Source organism: Sandarakinorhabdus sp. DWP1-3-1, assembly GCF_049896705.1.
GTDB lineage: Bacteria > Pseudomonadota > Alphaproteobacteria > Sphingomonadales > Sphingomonadaceae > Sandarakinorhabdus.
In genome coordinates this window covers 1,470,441-1,484,587 of record NZ_JAFCUV010000001.1, presented here as the reverse complement: position 1 = coordinate 1,484,587, position 14,147 = coordinate 1,470,441, and the positions used below count along the sequence as shown (strand labels likewise).

20 protein-coding genes and 1 tRNA gene are annotated in these 14,147 nt (G+C 68.7%); 12 read left to right on the top strand and 9 right to left on the bottom strand.

All coding sequences use genetic code 11. The annotated features are described in order from the left end of the window. Positions 1-4 precede the first annotated feature (4 nt). From metX to ACP7AI_RS07280, 3 genes are read left to right on the top strand one after another with little or no spacing between them, the layout of a single operon-like run. The gene (gene metX / locus ACP7AI_RS07290; RefSeq protein ID WP_426165627.1) at positions 5-1,138 is read left to right on the top strand and encodes a homoserine O-acetyltransferase MetX; all 1,134 of its coding nucleotides are present in this window, start codon (positions 5-7) and stop codon (positions 1,136-1,138) included. Continuing rightward, entirely contained in the window at positions 1,135-1,722 is a 588-nt protein-coding gene (gene metW, locus ACP7AI_RS07285; RefSeq protein WP_426165625.1) for a methionine biosynthesis protein MetW, read from the top strand. The genes metX and metW overlap by 4 nt, the downstream gene beginning before the upstream one ends. 1 nt (position 1,723) lies before the next feature. After that, positions 1,724-2,110, top strand: coding sequence for a DUF1905 domain-containing protein (locus ACP7AI_RS07280; protein WP_426165623.1), 387 nt, complete (start codon positions 1,724-1,726; stop codon positions 2,108-2,110). On the opposite strand, the gene ACP7AI_RS07275 is transcribed toward ACP7AI_RS07280, so the two are convergent. The 5 genes from ACP7AI_RS07275 to ACP7AI_RS07255 form a co-directional block, all read right to left on the bottom strand. Then, complete coding sequence (locus ACP7AI_RS07275; RefSeq protein ID WP_426165621.1) at positions 2,107-2,508, bottom strand: PaaI family thioesterase; 402 nt, start codon at positions 2,506-2,508, stop codon at positions 2,107-2,109. The genes ACP7AI_RS07280 and ACP7AI_RS07275 overlap by 4 nt on opposite strands. An 11-nt stretch (positions 2,509-2,519) precedes the next feature. After that, positions 2,520-3,053 (bottom strand): hypothetical protein, encoded by a 534-nt coding sequence (locus tag ACP7AI_RS07270; protein ID WP_426165619.1) that lies wholly within the window; start codon positions 3,051-3,053, stop codon positions 2,520-2,522. Positions 3,054-3,207: 154 nt separating this feature from the next. Further along, positions 3,208-4,380 (bottom strand): acetyl-CoA C-acetyltransferase, encoded by a 1,173-nt coding sequence (locus ACP7AI_RS07265; protein ID WP_426165617.1) that lies wholly within the window; start codon positions 4,378-4,380, stop codon positions 3,208-3,210. A gap of 91 nt (positions 4,381-4,471) precedes the next feature. After that, complete coding sequence (locus ACP7AI_RS07260) at positions 4,472-5,641, bottom strand: hypothetical protein (protein ID WP_426165615.1); 1,170 nt, start codon at positions 5,639-5,641, stop codon at positions 4,472-4,474. A gap of 105 nt (positions 5,642-5,746) precedes the next feature. Then, the gene (locus tag ACP7AI_RS07255; RefSeq protein ID WP_426165613.1) at positions 5,747-6,898 is read right to left on the bottom strand and encodes an alpha/beta fold hydrolase; all 1,152 of its coding nucleotides are present in this window, start codon (positions 6,896-6,898) and stop codon (positions 5,747-5,749) included. Between ACP7AI_RS07255 and phaR the strand changes: the two genes are divergently transcribed. Further along, positions 6,897-7,475 (top strand): polyhydroxyalkanoate synthesis repressor PhaR, encoded by a 579-nt coding sequence (gene phaR, locus ACP7AI_RS07250; RefSeq protein ID WP_426165611.1) that lies wholly within the window; start codon positions 6,897-6,899, stop codon positions 7,473-7,475. The genes ACP7AI_RS07255 and phaR overlap by 2 nt on opposite strands. Before the next feature lie 192 nt (positions 7,476-7,667). Then, complete coding sequence (gene dksA / locus ACP7AI_RS07245) at positions 7,668-8,150, top strand: RNA polymerase-binding protein DksA (RefSeq protein WP_426165609.1); 483 nt, start codon at positions 7,668-7,670, stop codon at positions 8,148-8,150. A gap of 258 nt (positions 8,151-8,408) precedes the next feature. Here the strand turns inward: dksA and ACP7AI_RS07240 are convergent, their stop codons facing one another. Further along, positions 8,409-8,567 carry a YdcH family protein gene (locus ACP7AI_RS07240; RefSeq protein WP_426165607.1) on the bottom strand — a complete coding sequence of 53 codons (159 nt, stop codon included), beginning with the start codon at positions 8,565-8,567 and terminating at the stop codon, positions 8,409-8,411. Between the two features lie 242 nt (positions 8,568-8,809). On the opposite strand from ACP7AI_RS07240, the gene ACP7AI_RS07235 reads away from it, so the two are divergent. Next, a complete protein-coding gene (locus ACP7AI_RS07235; RefSeq protein ID WP_426165605.1) occupies positions 8,810-9,007 on the top strand; it encodes a YdcH family protein in 198 nt (65 codons plus the stop codon). A 109-nt stretch (positions 9,008-9,116) separates the two neighbouring features. After that, positions 9,117-9,638 carry a tetratricopeptide repeat protein gene (locus ACP7AI_RS07230; protein WP_426165603.1) on the top strand — a complete coding sequence of 174 codons (522 nt, stop codon included), beginning with the start codon at positions 9,117-9,119 and terminating at the stop codon, positions 9,636-9,638. 55 nt (positions 9,639-9,693) lie between these two features. On the opposite strand, the gene ACP7AI_RS07225 is transcribed toward ACP7AI_RS07230, so the two are convergent. Then, positions 9,694-10,185, bottom strand: a complete 492-nt coding sequence (locus ACP7AI_RS07225) for an Hsp20 family protein (RefSeq protein WP_426165601.1) — start codon at positions 10,183-10,185, stop codon at positions 9,694-9,696. Between the two features lie 157 nt (positions 10,186-10,342). Between ACP7AI_RS07225 and ACP7AI_RS07220 the strand changes: the two genes are divergently transcribed. Both ACP7AI_RS07220 and ACP7AI_RS07215 read left to right on the top strand, forming a co-directional pair. Next, complete coding sequence (locus tag ACP7AI_RS07220; RefSeq protein WP_426165599.1) at positions 10,343-10,699, top strand: DUF1465 family protein; 357 nt, start codon at positions 10,343-10,345, stop codon at positions 10,697-10,699. Then, positions 10,696-11,109, top strand: a complete 414-nt coding sequence (locus ACP7AI_RS07215) for a VOC family protein (protein ID WP_426165597.1) — start codon at positions 10,696-10,698, stop codon at positions 11,107-11,109. The genes ACP7AI_RS07220 and ACP7AI_RS07215 overlap by 4 nt, the downstream gene beginning before the upstream one ends. On the opposite strand, the gene ACP7AI_RS07210 is transcribed toward ACP7AI_RS07215, so the two are convergent. Continuing rightward, on the bottom strand, positions 11,110-11,670 hold the full coding sequence (locus tag ACP7AI_RS07210; RefSeq protein WP_426165595.1) for a helix-turn-helix domain-containing protein: 561 nt from the start codon (positions 11,668-11,670) through the stop codon (positions 11,110-11,112). A gap of 161 nt (positions 11,671-11,831) precedes the next feature. Between ACP7AI_RS07210 and ACP7AI_RS07205 the strand changes: the two genes are divergently transcribed. After that, positions 11,832-12,284 carry a DUF6456 domain-containing protein gene (locus ACP7AI_RS07205; protein WP_426166574.1) on the top strand — a complete coding sequence of 151 codons (453 nt, stop codon included), beginning with the start codon at positions 11,832-11,834 and terminating at the stop codon, positions 12,282-12,284. Beyond that, the gene (locus ACP7AI_RS07200) at positions 12,281-12,871 is read left to right on the top strand and encodes a superoxide dismutase family protein (RefSeq protein ID WP_426165593.1); all 591 of its coding nucleotides are present in this window, start codon (positions 12,281-12,283) and stop codon (positions 12,869-12,871) included. The genes ACP7AI_RS07205 and ACP7AI_RS07200 overlap by 4 nt, the downstream gene beginning before the upstream one ends. A 12-nt stretch (positions 12,872-12,883) precedes the next feature. Here ACP7AI_RS07200 and ACP7AI_RS07195 read toward each other — a convergent pair. Then, positions 12,884-12,960, bottom strand: a tRNA-His gene (locus tag ACP7AI_RS07195). Positions 12,961-13,090: 130 nt separating this feature from the next. On the opposite strand from ACP7AI_RS07195, the gene ACP7AI_RS07190 reads away from it, so the two are divergent. Next, positions 13,091-14,131 carry a Leu/Phe/Val dehydrogenase gene (locus ACP7AI_RS07190; protein WP_426165591.1) on the top strand — a complete coding sequence of 347 codons (1,041 nt, stop codon included), beginning with the start codon at positions 13,091-13,093 and terminating at the stop codon, positions 14,129-14,131. Positions 14,132-14,147: the final 16 nt, after the last annotated feature.

Sequence of the window (14,147 nt, the reverse complement as noted above, 5' to 3'; positions counted from 1 at the left end):
CATCATGCCTGCGACCGCGTCCGCACCTTCCGACAGCCGCTTCGGTCTCGACCGGCGCGTGGCGCTGCCGGGCCCGTTCGCGCTGGCGTCCGGCCAAAGCCTCGCCGGCCTCGACATCGCCTATGAAACCTATGGCACGCTGGCGCCGGACGGCGGCAACGCCATCCTCGTCTGCCACGCCCTGACCGGCGACCAGCATGTCGCCAGTGTCCACCCGCGCACCGGAAAGCCCGGCTGGTGGGCGCGCCTCGTCGGCCCCGGCCAGCCGATCGACCCGGCGCGGCACTTCGTCATCTGCGCCAATGTGCTCGGCGGCTGCGGCGGCAGTTCCGGCCCCGGCAGCCGCGACCCCGCCACGGGGCTGCATTATGGCATGGCCTTCCCGGTCATCACCATCCGCGACATGGTCAACGCCCAGGCGGCGCTGCTCGATCATCTCGGCGTCGGCGTGCTGCAGGCGGTGGTCGGCGGCTCGATGGGCGGCATGCAGGCGCTCGACTGGGCGGTGGCGCATCCGGGCCGGGTGCGCAGCGTCGTCGCCATCGCCACCGCCGCCCGCCATTCGGCGCAGAACATCGCCTTTCACGAGGTCGGTCGCCAGGCGATCATGGCCGATCCGATGTGGCTTGGCGGCAACTACCCGGAACGGCAGCCCCCCGCCGCCGGCCTTGCCGTGGCGCGCATGGCGGCACACATCACCTATCTGTCGGAAGAAGGGCTGACCGAGAAATTCGGCCGCCGGCTGCAGGATCGCGAGGCGCTGGGCTTCGGCTTCGACGCCGAATTCCAGGTCGAATCCTATCTGCGCCACCAGGGCCTCGCTTTCGTCGAGCGCTTCGACGCGAACTCCTACCTCTACATCACCCGCGCCATGGACTATTTCGACCTCGCCGCCCCCCATGACGGCGTGCTTGCCAAGGCGTTCGCCGCCACGAAAGCCCGCTTTGCGCTGGTCAGCTTCACCAGCGACTGGCTCTACCCGACGGCGGAATCGCGCCGCATCGTCCGCGCCCTCAACGCCGCCGGCGCGGCGGTCAGCTTCGTCGAGCTCGAAAGCCCGTTCGGCCACGACGCCTTCCTGCTCGACGCCCCGGAAATGAACCGGGTGGTCGACGGGTTTTTGAGGGCAGGGGCTTGAGCCTCCGCCCCGACCTCGCCGCCATCGCCGATGCGGTGCCGCCGGGCGCGCGCGTCCTCGACATCGGCTGCGGCGACGGCGCGCTGCTGTCGTACTTGCGTGACACCAAGGGAGTCGACGCCCGCGGCATCGATGTGTCGGCCGCCAATGTCGCCGGCGCCGTCGCGCGCGGGCTTTCGGTCGTGCAGGGCGATGCCGATGCCGACCTGCCGGATTACCCCGACGATGCCTTCGACATGGCGATCCTGTCCGACACGCTGCAGGCCATGCGCCGGCCGGGGGCAGTGCTCGACCAGCTCGTCCGCATCGCCAGCCGGGCGGTCGTCAGCTTTCCCAATTTCGGCCATTGGCGGGTGCGCGGATCCTTGCTGTTCGGCGGCCATATGCCGGTGACGCGATCGCTGCCGGTCAGCTGGCACGAGACCCCCAACATCCATTTCTGCACCATCGACGACTTCCGCGACCTCGTCGCCCAACGGGGCTTGCGCGTCGAAAGCGCCGCCTTCCTGTCCGGCGGCACCCGGCGCGGCGCCGGCCTCGCCAACCTCCTCGCCGAACAGGCGGTCTTCGTGCTGGCGCGCTGACGTGAAGGACGGACCGACCGACCCGGAGCTGATCCGCTTCCTGCAGGAAGAGCTCGGCGAGGCGCTGCCGGCGGGCGGCCGCTGGACCTTCACCGGACCGCTGTGGCTGTGGCGCGGCAAGGCCAAGGACGGGTCACCGACCAGCACGGCCTGGCATTTCGTCACCATCAACGGCGCCGTCGCCGACGCCATCCGCGCCGCCGCGCCGGGGCGCAGCGCCGCCTGGGGCTCGGTCTATGTGTCGGTAACGGTCGGCACCACGGGCTGGCAGACCTCGGTGTTCCCTAGCAAGGACGTCAGCGGCTATCTGCTGCCGGTCAAGGCCAGCGTGCGAAAGGCCGAAAAGCTGATCGAAGGCGATATGGTGACGATCGAACTGACGATCTAGAGCACCATCTGCGTCTGCGTCGTCAGGCTGATCAGCTTGCCGCCGTCCGTCTCCACCCGCGTCGTCCACACCGATGTCCGCCGCCCGGCATGGACCAGCGTCGATGTCGCCACCAGCCGCGATCCGACCGGCGCCGCGCCGATCATGTTGGTCTTGCTGTCGATCGTCGTCGTGCCCTTCGCCCCTTCGGGCAGCACCTGCATCGCCCCCGCGGCGCCGGCAAAATCGGCCAGCGTCATCAGGAAACCACCATGCGCCGTGCCCCCGGCGGTGCAATATTCCGCCCGCAACAGCACCGAAACCACGACTTTTTCGCGTTCACACACCTCAAGATCGAACCCGAGATGCGCCGAAAACGGCACCATTTGCACCACTGCCGCCCGGGTTTCCGCGTCCATTTCCGCCTCCGTCACGCCGTTGCCGGCACGATTTCCTCCACCACCCGCCCGATCAGCGCCGGCTTCAACCCGTCGCGCTTCGACACCAGCACCAGGTGATGGCGGTCGGGCAGGGTCTCCACCTGCCAGTCGAGCACCTCGAACATGCCATCCTCGAGCACCGGTTCCAGCGCCTCGCGCACCCAGCCGGGCGCCGCCCATTGCCACGCGCGCCGCGCCTTCACCACCAGCAACGCCATGCCGGCGGGGGCGAGAACGCGCCACAATTCGCGCAATTGTGCCTTGGCTTCGACCTCCGGCAGCGGCGATGTCACCAGGGCCTTGTCGAACAACGCCTCGGCAAAGGGCAGGTGGAGGGTGTCCGCCACCACCGCGCCCGTCGCCGGTTGCCCCGGCCAGGCCAGCCAGGCGACCCGTTCAAAACCATCGGTGTCGGGAATAATCAGCGCCGACGGAGTCCGCCCGGCAATCAGCAGCCGGTGCTGGTCGCCGCCGGTGAACAGCCGCGCCATCGGGCTGTTGTCGATGTGGCGGTAGGGGGTCATTGGAATGGTGCTGCCCGGGGGTGCCGCGGCAAAGCCGCGTCACACGTCAGACGGGTTCGGCGGCGGTGCGCCGCCGCCCCGCTGGCCGCGCTGGCGCGAGTCGGTGCGCTGGTCGGCAATTGCTGCGCAATTCCCTCGCTACGCACCGCCGCGCTCAGCGCTCCACACAAATCGCAATCCCCATGCCGCCGCCGATGCACAGCGTCGCCAGCCCGCGCTTCACATCCCGCCGCACCATCTCGTGCAGCAACGTCGTCAGCACCCGCGCCCCCGACGCACCGATCGGATGGCCGATGGCAATAGCGCCGCCGTTGACGTTGACCTTGGTCGGGTCCAGCCCCAATTCCTGCCCGACGGCCAGTGCCTGCGCCGCGAATGCCTCGTTGGCCTCGATCAGGTCGAGGTCGGCGACCGTCCAGCCGGCCTTTTCCAGCGCCTTCTTCGATGCCGGCACCGGGCCGATGCCCATGACAGCGGGGTCGACGCCCACCGATGCCCAGCTGGCGATGCGCGCGATCACCGGGCTGTTGCGCCGGCTGGCCTCGGCCTCGCTCATCACCACCAGTGCCGCGGCGCCGTCGTTGAGGCCCGATGCATTGGCCGCCGTCACGCTGCCGTCCTTCTTGAAGGCGCCGCGCAGCCCCGAAATGCTGTCGATCGTCACGCCGTCACGGATATATTCGTCGGTATCGACGACCGTGTCGCCCTTGCGGCCCTTGATCGTCACCGGGGCGATCTGGCCCTTGAAGCGCCCTTCCGCCCGCGCCGCGCTCGCCTTGTTCTGGCTCGCAACGGCGAATTCGTCCTGCGCGGCGCGCCCGATCTGATAGCGTTCCGCCACATTTTCGGCGGTGATGCCCATGTGATAGCCGTTGAAGGCGTCCCACAACCCGTCCTTGATCATCGTGTCGACCAGCTCCAGCGCGCCCATCTTGGTGCCGGCGCGTAACGCCTGGGCATGCGGGCTCAGGCTCATCGATTCCTGGCCGCCGGCGATCATGATGCGGGCATCGCCGGACTGGATGGCCTGGCTCGCCAGCGCCACCGCGCGCAACCCCGATCCGCAGACCTGGTTGACCCCCCAGGCCGGGGTTTCCTGCGCGATTCCCGCCGCCATCGCGGCCTGGCGCGCCGGGTTCTGGCCCTGGCCGGCGGTCAGCACCTGGCCCAGGATGACCTCGTCGATCTCCCCGGCATCCACGCCGGCATCGGCCATCGCCGCCATGATCGCCGCCTTGCCCAGTTCATGCGCCGGGGTGCTGCCGAACGCCCCCATGAAACTGCCGACGGCGGTACGGCGGGCGGCGGTGATTACGGTTCCGGTCATGGCGCGATCCTCGAACATTGTGCGATTCGACTGGCGCGGACGCTAGGACCAGTGCTCGCAAAACGCCAGATGCGCGCCGATTATCGCCCCGTCATTGCGCGCCGGCGGGCACTTCGCCCATCGGCATCACCTCGTAACGCGGGTTCCCGGCCCGCCGCCGGATCAGGCTGCCCACCGGAGTCCGATAATCCGCCGTCAGCGAATAGCGTTCGATGCGGTAATGCCCGGTCTTGCCGCGGCTGGGCGTATAGCGCCGCGCCGCGATCCAGCGCGTCAGCGGCGCGGTCCATGCGCGGGTGCGCGAGCCGCGCAGCACGCTGATGTCGTCGACGCTGCCGTCGGGCCTGATCCAATAGCCGATGTCGGCCCAGCGCAACCCGGTCAGCGCTGCGCCATTGGCACCGCGATCCTGCCCGATGGGGTCGCTGGGGTCATCGGTGTCGCCGCGCCCGGGCTTCGGCTGTTCGGTCTGCGACAGCAATTGCGGCACATCGCCGTCGGGAATGGTCTCGAATTGCGCCAGATAGCGCCCGGCCAGCGCCTCGTCCCCGGCATCGGTCGCCAGCCGCACCGCTGTCGCCAGCGCCGCGCGCTGCACCTGCGCCGCATCGCCCGCGGTCCGCCCCGGTGCCACCGGGCGCGCCGCCAGGCTGTCGAGCAACGCAAAGGCCGCGGGCCGACGCTTCAGCCACGCCAGCACCTGCGCCCGTTGCAGCACCGCTGCATCCGCCAGCTCGGCATGGCCGGCCGCGGCGGCCGTCTCGGCAATCTCCGCCAGATGACGCTCCGCCATCGCGGCGCGGCCGACACGGACCTCCCATACGGCCCGGCGATAGGCGGCGCTCAGCGTCGGCAGCGCCGTCCGCCCCAGCCCGTCGCGCAGCACCAGGTAACCTGCATTGGTCGCGCGCTCGGTGATGCGCTGGTCACCCTCGTGCGCCGACAGCGTTGCCTGGGCGGTATAGACCTGCGCAACGGCGATCGGCTCCTGCGTGGCGGCGCGCTTGACCCGTGATACCGCCGCGCCGAGCGTCTGCTTGGCCTCGTGATAGCGGCCCTCGTCGAACAGCGCCGATGCATAGGCGACCGAAACCGCCGCATCCTGACGCGTCGGGCAGGGTCTCGCCACACAGGCCGCCGCTGCGGCGGCCAGGTCCGACAGCCGCGTCGCCGTCACCGTGATGGTGCCATCGTCGGCGATCACCGCGCCGGGCGGCGGCGTTGCGGCCTGCAGCAGAACCATCACGACCGGCAGCATCACGGTTTTCCCTGACCGTTGGTAGCAGGCGCAGAATTACCATCGCGAAACCGGCCCGGCAAACCGCGGCGCCGTGACAAAACCGCGCCGCCAAAGCGACCGGGCGGCCTATTCCCGCAACCACCGTGCCAGCGGATCCCACAGGATCTGCGGCGCCCGGCCCCCGACCACCATGCCGACATGGCCGGCATCGAGCGGCAGGGCGGTGCCGATCCCGCACATCGACAGCGCCGCGCCCGGCGGCACGATGCGGTCGCGACCCGCGATGATGTCGAGGATCGGCAGGCGCAGCGCCGCGGCATCGACGCCGGCGCCACCGACGCACCAGGCGCCGCGGCCCGGCCGGTCGTCGCGGAACAGGTCCTCGGCCAGCCCCCGCGCCGCCGCCAGTGATAGCGGCTGGCCGGTGTTCGACCAGTCTTCCAGCGTCACAAAGGCGTCGGCGGCTGGGCCGTCGGGCAGGTCCGCGAACCTTTCGTACTTCGCCGCCAGCGCCGCACTGTCCAGTTCCCAGAATGCCGGCTGCAGCAACTCCATCGGCAACGCCCCCAGACCCGTCGCCAGTGGCCCGGCGCCGGCCCACCAATCGGCCATCGCCGCGCGCGCCGCGGCCTCATAGCCGCCGAAATGCCAGGGCGTCGCCAGCAGCGCCAGCCGCCGCACCCGGTCGCCGAGCAGCGCCGCCGCCGCCACCGCGAGCGTACCGCCCAGGCAATAGCCGGCCAATGACACCGGCGCACCCAGCCCGGCCAGCAGCGGGACCAGCCGATCTTCGACGAGTTCCGCCAGTCCCAGCGGCTCGGTCACGCCCCAATCCACCGAAAACACCTGCAGGCCGCGCGCCGCCAGCCCGTCGAGCAGCGAGTTGCCGGGCGCCAGGTCGAGCACCGAGGGCGGGTTGATCAGCGACGGCACCACCACCACGACCGGCCCGGCGCTGCCATGGTCGCGCCCGGCCCCGCCATGGCCTCGCAACGTCACGTTGCCGGTCTGCGCCACGACCGCCCGCAGTGCCCGCGCCGGCGCCGGTGGCGCCTCCTGATAGCGTCGCAGCCCCGCCAGAATGCGCGCCAGCCGCTCCCGATCACCGGCACAGGCCCGCGTGGCATGGGCAAGGAACAACGGCAGCGGATGCGGACCGCGCGCCCGGCCGCCGGCGCCGGCATGCTGCAGCGATTCCGCGCCCTCTGCTGCGCCGTGTTGCGGCGCAACATCACTCTGTGATAGGCCCATGCTTTCGCTGCCTTCAGGAAATCCCATGGCCGATGCTCCCCGTTCGCATGACCCCAAGGAGCCGGTGGTCATCAAGAAATACGCCAACCGTCGGCTGTATAACACCGAAACGAGCAGCTATATCACGCTGGAACATCTCGCGACGATGACCCGCGAGGGCCGCGACTTCCAGGTTTTCGATGCCCGCAGCGGGGAAGACATTACCCGGTCGGTGCTGACGCAGATCGTCATGGAGGAGGAATCGACCGGCCAGACCATGTTGCCGGTGCCGTTCCTGCGCCAGATCATCGCCATGTACGGCGATTCCATGCAGTCGATGGTGCCGCATTACCTCGAAGCGTCTATGGCGGCCTTTGCCGAGAACCAGAACAAGTTCCGCGATGCCGCGCTGAAACCCTTCGAACAGCTCGCCAAGCAGAACATGGCGCTGTTTCATGCCGCCACCGAGATGCTGACTGGTGGCCGCGGCGTGGCAGCTAAGGGCAAGCCGATGGCAGGTCCTGCCCCCGCCGCGTCTGTCGCCGGCCGTGACGACGAGATGACCGCGCTCAAGGCACAGCTCGCCGCGCTGCAGGCACGCCTCGACAGCATCGCCAAGGGCTGACCCCGATACAGCGTCGTAACCTCAATATTTCGTACGCTTTCCCACCCGTTGCCCGCTTGCCCGCCGTCGCCGCCATCGCTATGAGCCGGGCCGGGGAACGGGTGTCCGCTTCTGGACAGCCGGATCGGTCTTGCCGCGGTGCTGGCCGGGGGGTCGGCGGCACCTGAGCGACCGTAGGGTGGAGTCGTTTGAATGGATTCGTCGGCACCAGTGCGGGACACCAATGACAGCGAGGCCGCGGGCGATATCGCCGGCGCCAGCGATGTTGTCCTGCCGCTCGGCTATCGTCCCAGCGCGGACGAAGCTTTCATGAACCCGCGCCAGCTCGCCTACTTCCGGCGCAAGTTGCTCGATTGGAAGGATTCGATCCTGCGGGAAGCCGCCGGCACGCTCGAAACCCTGAAGGCCGAGCCGATGCGGGAGCCCGATGTCAACGATCGCGCCTCGAGCGAGACCGACTGGGGCATCGAACTGCGCACCCGCGACCGCCAGCGCAAGGTCATCTCCAAGATCGACTCCGCGCTCCGCCGCATCGAAACCGGCGACTATGGCTATTGCGAAGTCACCGGCGAGCCGATTTCCCTGCAGCGCCTGGAAGCCCGGCCGATCGCCACGATGACGCTGGAGGCGCAGGAGCGGCATGAGCGGGATGAGAAGATAACGAGGGATGAGTGAAGCGCCGCGGAGCGTAACGCCGCCGATTGCGTAGCGATCGGTGCGTTGCGCGCCGACAGGCGCAAGCTCGGCCGGCGGGGCGCCGCCGCCTTCCCGCGGCGAACCCGTCCGACGTCACGGCGTGGCTTTGCCACGACGCTCTTGCTTCTGCCTAAATCCTTGAGCGCCCAAGCCGCCGCGGCAAAACCGCGTCGTGACGCAGACGGGTTCGGCCGGCGGAGGACCGGCCGCCCCGCTGGCCGCGCGGCCGCGCCTTGCCTAATGCAACCGCTCAATCTCTTCCTTCAGCTTCAGCTTCTCCCGCTTCAACCGCGCCAGCCGGACCTGGTCGGGCAGGGGGCGGCGCGTTTCGGCGTCGACCGACGCGTCGAGCGCGGCATGGCGGGCGTTGAGGCTGGCGAGATGGGCATTGGCCATCATGTTCTCCCGTTGAAGTTACCGGACATTTTGCCGGTGCCCTTGGGGAAGGGACGGCAATAGAAACATAGACGGCAGGGGTTGTCCAAGCTTGATTCGGGCGTCGGGGCGGGGCGGTATCTAGTTGCGTCGGGGCGGCATCTACCGCCAGATATGGTGTGGCTGGGCAGCGTCGAAACCAGTGGTTAAACCGTCTTTCGATACAGCGAAGACGACTCGGGGCAGCACAGGAGGCCGGCGACTTGGAGGAGCAGGAAATCCGGGCGCGTATCGAGATCGCGCGGCGCGACCACCGGGATCTGGACACCGCAATCGAGGCTTTGCGCCTGATGCCGACGGTCGACATGATCCAGTTGCAACGCTTCAAGAAGCGCAAGCTGCGGCTGCGGGATGAAATCGCCATGCTCGAGGACATGCTGATCCCCGACATCATTGCCTGATCGTTCCGTGTCGATCGACTCGGTGGTAGAACACACCATGATTCGTGGGGATTTTAACAGTGCTCGGGGCGTTGCGGCGCTGGCGGCGATGCTGTTGCTTTCGGGATGCATGACCATGACCGCAACCGGCGGGCCGAACGGCGCTGTCAACGCCGGCCGGTGCCTGGCGGCGGCACAGCGCACCCCGGCGCCACGCCGGGCGCTCCAGCCGTGCAATGCCGCGCTCGGCGATGCAGCGCTGTCGGCGGGGGACCGGGCTGCGACGTTGATCAACCGCGGTATCGTCCATATGCACCTGAACAATCTGCCCGCCGCGATCGCCGATTTCGACGCCTCCATTGGCAGCCGGCCCGAGGTACCCGAGGCCTATGTCAACAAGGGCATAGCGCTGGTCAACATGGGCGAGCGCGACGCGGAGGCAATCGCCGTGCTCAACGCGGCGCTGGAACGCAACCCGGCGCGACCGGCGCTGGTCTATTACTCCCGCGCCGTCGCCAACGAACAGCTCGGCCGTGCCCGCGCCGCCTATGAGGACTACAGCCGCGCGGCACAGCTGGATCCCACCTGGACCGAGCCGGCGACGCAGCTGCAGCGCTTCCGTGTCGTGCGCGGCAAGACGGCTTCGGGGTAAGAAAAAGGCCCCCTTCCGGCGGGAAGGGGGCCTCACGTCTGGCCGCCGGATGCCGTTATTCGGCGGCGAGCTGCGTCACCTGCGACGGGGCCAGGTCGACGCGCGGGGTGGCATCCACCGGTGCACCGATTTCGACCTTGCGCGGCTTCTTGTGCTCGGGGATTTCGCGCACCAGCTCGATGTTGAGCAGGCCGTGCTCATAGCTGGCACCCGTCACCTTGATGGTGTCGGCGAGCTGGAACCGGCGCTCGAACGCGCGCTTGGCGATGCCGCGATGCAGGAACGTGCGCTCGTCGGCCTCGGCTTCCGCCTTGGCGATACCGGTGACGATCAGGGTGTTCTCCTGAACGGTCAGGTCGAGCTCGTCCTGGCCGAACCCGGCAACGGCCATCGCGATGCGATAGGCGCCGTCGCCCAGCTTTTCGATATTGTACGGGGGATAGGCGGTTTCGCCGCCATCGACGCGGCCGGCAAATTCGACGAGGCGGTTGAGGTTTTCATAGCCGATCGACGAACGCAGCAGCGGAGAGATGTCGAATGCACGCATGGCATGTCCTTTCACAAGCGAGTTGCCAAATTGCTCCGCCCGTAGGGCCGGAGTCGCCGCCATCCCGTTCGGCGATGGCGACAGCAGGGATTTCGGAATCGCCGAGGCGGAGTTCAAGGGGGTAGCGCGATATCGTGGCGTCGGGCAGAACGCCGCTATGGTCGAGCCAAGGCGCCAGGAACTCGAAAGGCTGTATCGCGAAGCCGTGACGGTCGCCGACCGGGCGCGGGGCTGGTTCGACGGCCCGGGTGCCCGCTGGCGGGCTGGCCTGTCCCCGGACAACCAGGCGCTCGTCGCCACCGAGAGCCTGGCCGCGACGTCGCGGCTGATGGCATCAATGTCGTGGCTGCTCGATCCGTCCCATGCCGTCGAAGGGGCACCGCTGCCACCGTTCAGCGGCGATACCGGCGGCACGGTGCCGGCGCTGTTCACCGGCACGCCGGGAGAGGCCATCATCATCGCCTCACGCCACATCGCTGCCCGCATCGCGGCTCTGTCCCAGGAGAGTGCATGATCGCACCGTTTCACCTCGCCATTCCCGTCGACGACCTTGCCGCCGCGCGGCATTTTTATGGCGAGGTGCTCGGCTGTGCCGAGGGGCGATCGTCCGAAACCTGGGTCGATTTCGATTTCCAGGGGCATCAGCTGGTCATCCACCGTGCGCCGCGCGCCGCCATCGTGCGCAATCCCGTCGACGGAGACGCCGTGCCGGTCCCGCATTTCGGCCTCGTGCTGGCCTGGGACGACTGGCAGGCGCTTGGCGACCGCATCGCCGCCAGTGGCACCGCATTCGAATTGCCGCCGCATGTGCGCTTTGCCGGCAAGCCGGGGGAGCAAGGCACCTTTTTCCTATTCGATCCGGCCGGCAACGCGCTCGAGTTCAAGGCAATGCGCAACCCCGCCAACCTGTTCGCCAAACAGTAGCTAAAGCGACCGCACCAGCTGGCGCACGACGGCGATCCACGGCGCATCGAGCACCAGTTGCCGCGCCCCCGATGCCGCCGGCAGCAATTGCACCCGGCCGCCTTCGGTGGCCACCAGCCGGCCGAAGGCAAAACGTCCCACCGGGCGCGGCACCAGCACATCGCGGTTGATCGCCCGACCAAATGTCTCTGGCTCCAGACGTTCGGCCCATAGCGCGTCGCCGGCGCGATAATCGCCCTGGGTGACCTCGACGATGATGCCGACCATCGTGCTGGCCGGCGTCGGCGGCAGCAGCGTGATCGGCTTGCGCGGCGCCGCGGCACCGTCGGCACTGATCAATGCCGCCACCGGCAGCTCGAAGCGATCGGGCAGCGTCACCAGGTCGGCCGCTTCGACCCCGAGGGCGGCCGCGATGCGGTTCAGCCAGCCGACCGACACCGTGCGGGTGCCGGTTTCCAGGCGCCCGATGGTCTGCGCCGTCGTCGGCGGCGTGCAGCGCGCAGCCACATCGTGGAGCGTCAGCCCCTTGGCCTTGCGCACTTCACGGATACGCGTGAGCATCGTCGCCTCTATCTATTTGAACCGTTCAGGTTCTCTCTGTCCTACACTTTGCAATTCGTGGCAAGACTTTCCGTGTGCGATGCCCGTGCGCAGAAGGAGGATCACGAACCATGAAGGCTCAAAAGACCGTCAAGCAGCCCACCGACGTTGCGCCGCCGACGATGAACCGGATGTTGGCCCAGCGCCGACTCGCCCCTGGTGATGCCATCGACCGGCTGGATGTTACCGTGAACCTGGCCGAATCGCCCCTTGCCTGGCTGGTCCGGCGCGGCATGGTCACGCCGGCCCAGTTCGCCGCCAGCGAGCGGCTGCGCCACGATTTCATGGTCGCCGGCCGTGCACCGCGCGTCACCATGCGCTGGGATCCGGCTCCGGGTGGCCACGGTGGCGGTGCCGGCCATGATCCGACGACGGCACAGATCAGTGCCCGGCAGCGGTTCGATGCGGCGGTCACCGCCGTCGGACCCGGGCTGACCGATGTCCTGTGGCGCGTGATCTGCCTCGGGGAGGGGCTCGAAACCGCCGAGCGGGCGCTGGGCTGGCCCAATCGCGCCGGAAAACTTGTACTCAAGCTGGCACTCGATCGTCTGGTCGCGCATTACGGCCTCGCATGATGCTGCCATGGGAGACGAAAATGCGCCTGCTGCCACTGTTGCCGTTGTTGATGATGCCGGTCCTTGCCGCGTGCGGCGCGCAGGGCGAATCGATGGGCCGCATGGGCGGCGCCGCGCCGCGGCTGATGATCAATACCCAGCTGCTTGGGCCGGGCGGGGAGCAGCTTGGTACGGCGACGCTGGCGCAGGAGTCCGACGGGGTGAAGGTGACTGCGGCGATGACCGGCCTGCCGGCCGGCAACTATGCCATTCATCTGCACGCCGTCGGCAAGTGCGAAGGCCCCGCCTTCACCACCGCCGGCGGTCATTTCAACCCGGCGATGAAGCAGCACGGCAACATGAACCCCGCCGGCGAACATGCCGGTGACCTGCCCAACATCACCGTCGGCGCCGATCGCCGCGGCACGCTCGACGCCATGCGGCCCGGACTGCGGCTGGCCGACGGCGATGCGCCGCTGCTCGATGCCGATGGCGCCGCCATCGTGCTGCACGCGGCGCCCGATGATTACCGCACCGATCCGTCGGGCAACAGCGGCGCGCGCATCGCCTGCGGGGTCATCACCCGCAGCAGCGCCGCACCGTCCTGACTGGGGTTTCGCTGGGGCGACCGACGGGGATTGAACCCGCAACCTCCGGTACCACAAACCGGCGCTCTAACCAATTGAGCTACGGTCGCCACGCGAGCGGCTGCCGATAGCGGAGGCAGCCGCCGCGTGCAAGTCCGCGCGCCTGTGCCATTTACACTTTCGCCGGCGGCTGAGTTCATTTATTGCGCAATGGCGTAATTTTCTAGCCGCGAGACCGCCATGCTTTTCGACGCCGCCGATTTCGATGCCCATGAAGCCGTGCATTTCGTGCACGATGCCGCCACCGGGCTGCGCGCCATCATTGCCGTGCACTCGACTCATCTGGGCCCCGCCGCCGGCGGCTGCCGCTGGTGGTTCTATGAGGATGACGTGGCGGCGCTCACCGACGCGCTGCGCCTGTCGCGTGGCATGAGCTACAAGAACGCCATGGCGGGGCTGCCGATGGGCGGCGGCAAGTCGGTCATCCTGCGATCCGACGCGGCACCCAAGTCGGAAGCGCTGCTCGAAGCATTCGGCGCCGCTGTCGACAGCCTTGGCGGGCGTTATGTCACCGCGGAGGACGTCGGCATTTCCGTCGCCGACATGCAGATTGCAGCACGCCGCACCCGCCATGTCACCGGGCTGCCGGTCGCTGGTGGCGCGGCCGGCGGCAATCCGGGGCCGTTGACGGCCGAGGGCGTCTTCGTCGGCATGCGCGCCGCCGTGGCACACAAGCTCGGCAAATCGGACTTTGCCGGCGTTCATGTCGCCATCCAGGGCCTTGGCAGCGTCGGCGGAGCGCTCGCCGAAAAGCTGGCGGTCGGCGGCGCGGTGCTGACGCTGGCCGACATCGACGCCGATCGCGCCCGCGCCTTTGCTGCCCGGCTGGGTGCCACCGCCGTACCCGTCGACGCCATCGCCGGGGTCGCGGCCGATGTGTTCAGCCCCAATGCGCTCGGCGCCGGGCTCGATGAAGCGACCATCGCCGCCCTCCAGGTCGCCGTCGTCGCAGGTGCCGCCAACAATCAGCTCGCCACCCCTGCCGATGGCGCGCGCCTCGCCGCGCGCGGCATCCTTTATGCTCCCGATTACGTCATCAATGCCGGCGGCATCATCAACGTCGTCGCCGAATATCTGGGGCAGGGCGACGCCGCCTCGGTGGCCCGGGCCATCGCCCGCATCGAGGAACGGTTGGCCGATATCTTCGTCCAGGCCGATCGCAGCGCCACCCCGACCGATGTCGTCGCCGATACGCTGGCGCGGGCCCTGATCGGGCGCTGACCGGGCGCCGATCGGG

Excerpts from the sequence above, each read along its gene's own strand:
- metX (WP_426165627.1), top strand. The coding sequence starts at position 5 with ATGCCTGCGACCGCGTCCGCACCTTCCGACAGCCGCTTCGGTCTCGAC.
- ACP7AI_RS07275 (WP_426165621.1), bottom strand. The coding sequence starts at position 2,508 with ATGGACGCGGAAACCCGGGCGGCAGTGGTGCAAATGGTGCCGTTTTCG.
- ACP7AI_RS07270 (WP_426165619.1), bottom strand. The coding sequence starts at position 3,053 with ATGACCCCCTACCGCCACATCGACAACAGCCCGATGGCGCGGCTGTTC.
- ACP7AI_RS07265 (WP_426165617.1), bottom strand. The coding sequence starts at position 4,380 with ATGACCGGAACCGTAATCACCGCCGCCCGCCGTACCGCCGTCGGCAGT.
- phaR (WP_426165611.1), top strand. The coding sequence starts at position 6,897 with ATGGCCGATGCTCCCCGTTCGCATGACCCCAAGGAGCCGGTGGTCATC.
- ACP7AI_RS07255 (WP_426165613.1), bottom strand. The coding sequence starts at position 6,898 with ATGGGATTTCCTGAAGGCAGCGAAAGCATGGGCCTATCACAGAGTGAT.
- dksA (WP_426165609.1), top strand. The coding sequence starts at position 7,668 with ATGGATTCGTCGGCACCAGTGCGGGACACCAATGACAGCGAGGCCGCG.
- ACP7AI_RS07240 (WP_426165607.1), bottom strand. The coding sequence starts at position 8,567 with ATGGCCAATGCCCATCTCGCCAGCCTCAACGCCCGCCATGCCGCGCTC.
- ACP7AI_RS07230 (WP_426165603.1), top strand. The coding sequence starts at position 9,117 with ATGACCATGACCGCAACCGGCGGGCCGAACGGCGCTGTCAACGCCGGC.
- ACP7AI_RS07225 (WP_426165601.1), bottom strand. The coding sequence starts at position 10,185 with ATGCGTGCATTCGACATCTCTCCGCTGCTGCGTTCGTCGATCGGCTAT.
- ACP7AI_RS07220 (WP_426165599.1), top strand. The coding sequence starts at position 10,343 with ATGGTCGAGCCAAGGCGCCAGGAACTCGAAAGGCTGTATCGCGAAGCC.
- ACP7AI_RS07215 (WP_426165597.1), top strand. The coding sequence starts at position 10,696 with ATGATCGCACCGTTTCACCTCGCCATTCCCGTCGACGACCTTGCCGCC.
- ACP7AI_RS07210 (WP_426165595.1), bottom strand. The coding sequence starts at position 11,670 with ATGCTCACGCGTATCCGTGAAGTGCGCAAGGCCAAGGGGCTGACGCTC.
- ACP7AI_RS07205 (WP_426166574.1), top strand. The coding sequence starts at position 11,832 with ATGAACCGGATGTTGGCCCAGCGCCGACTCGCCCCTGGTGATGCCATC.
- ACP7AI_RS07200 (WP_426165593.1), top strand. The coding sequence starts at position 12,281 with ATGATGCTGCCATGGGAGACGAAAATGCGCCTGCTGCCACTGTTGCCG.
- ACP7AI_RS07190 (WP_426165591.1), top strand. The coding sequence starts at position 13,091 with ATGCTTTTCGACGCCGCCGATTTCGATGCCCATGAAGCCGTGCATTTC.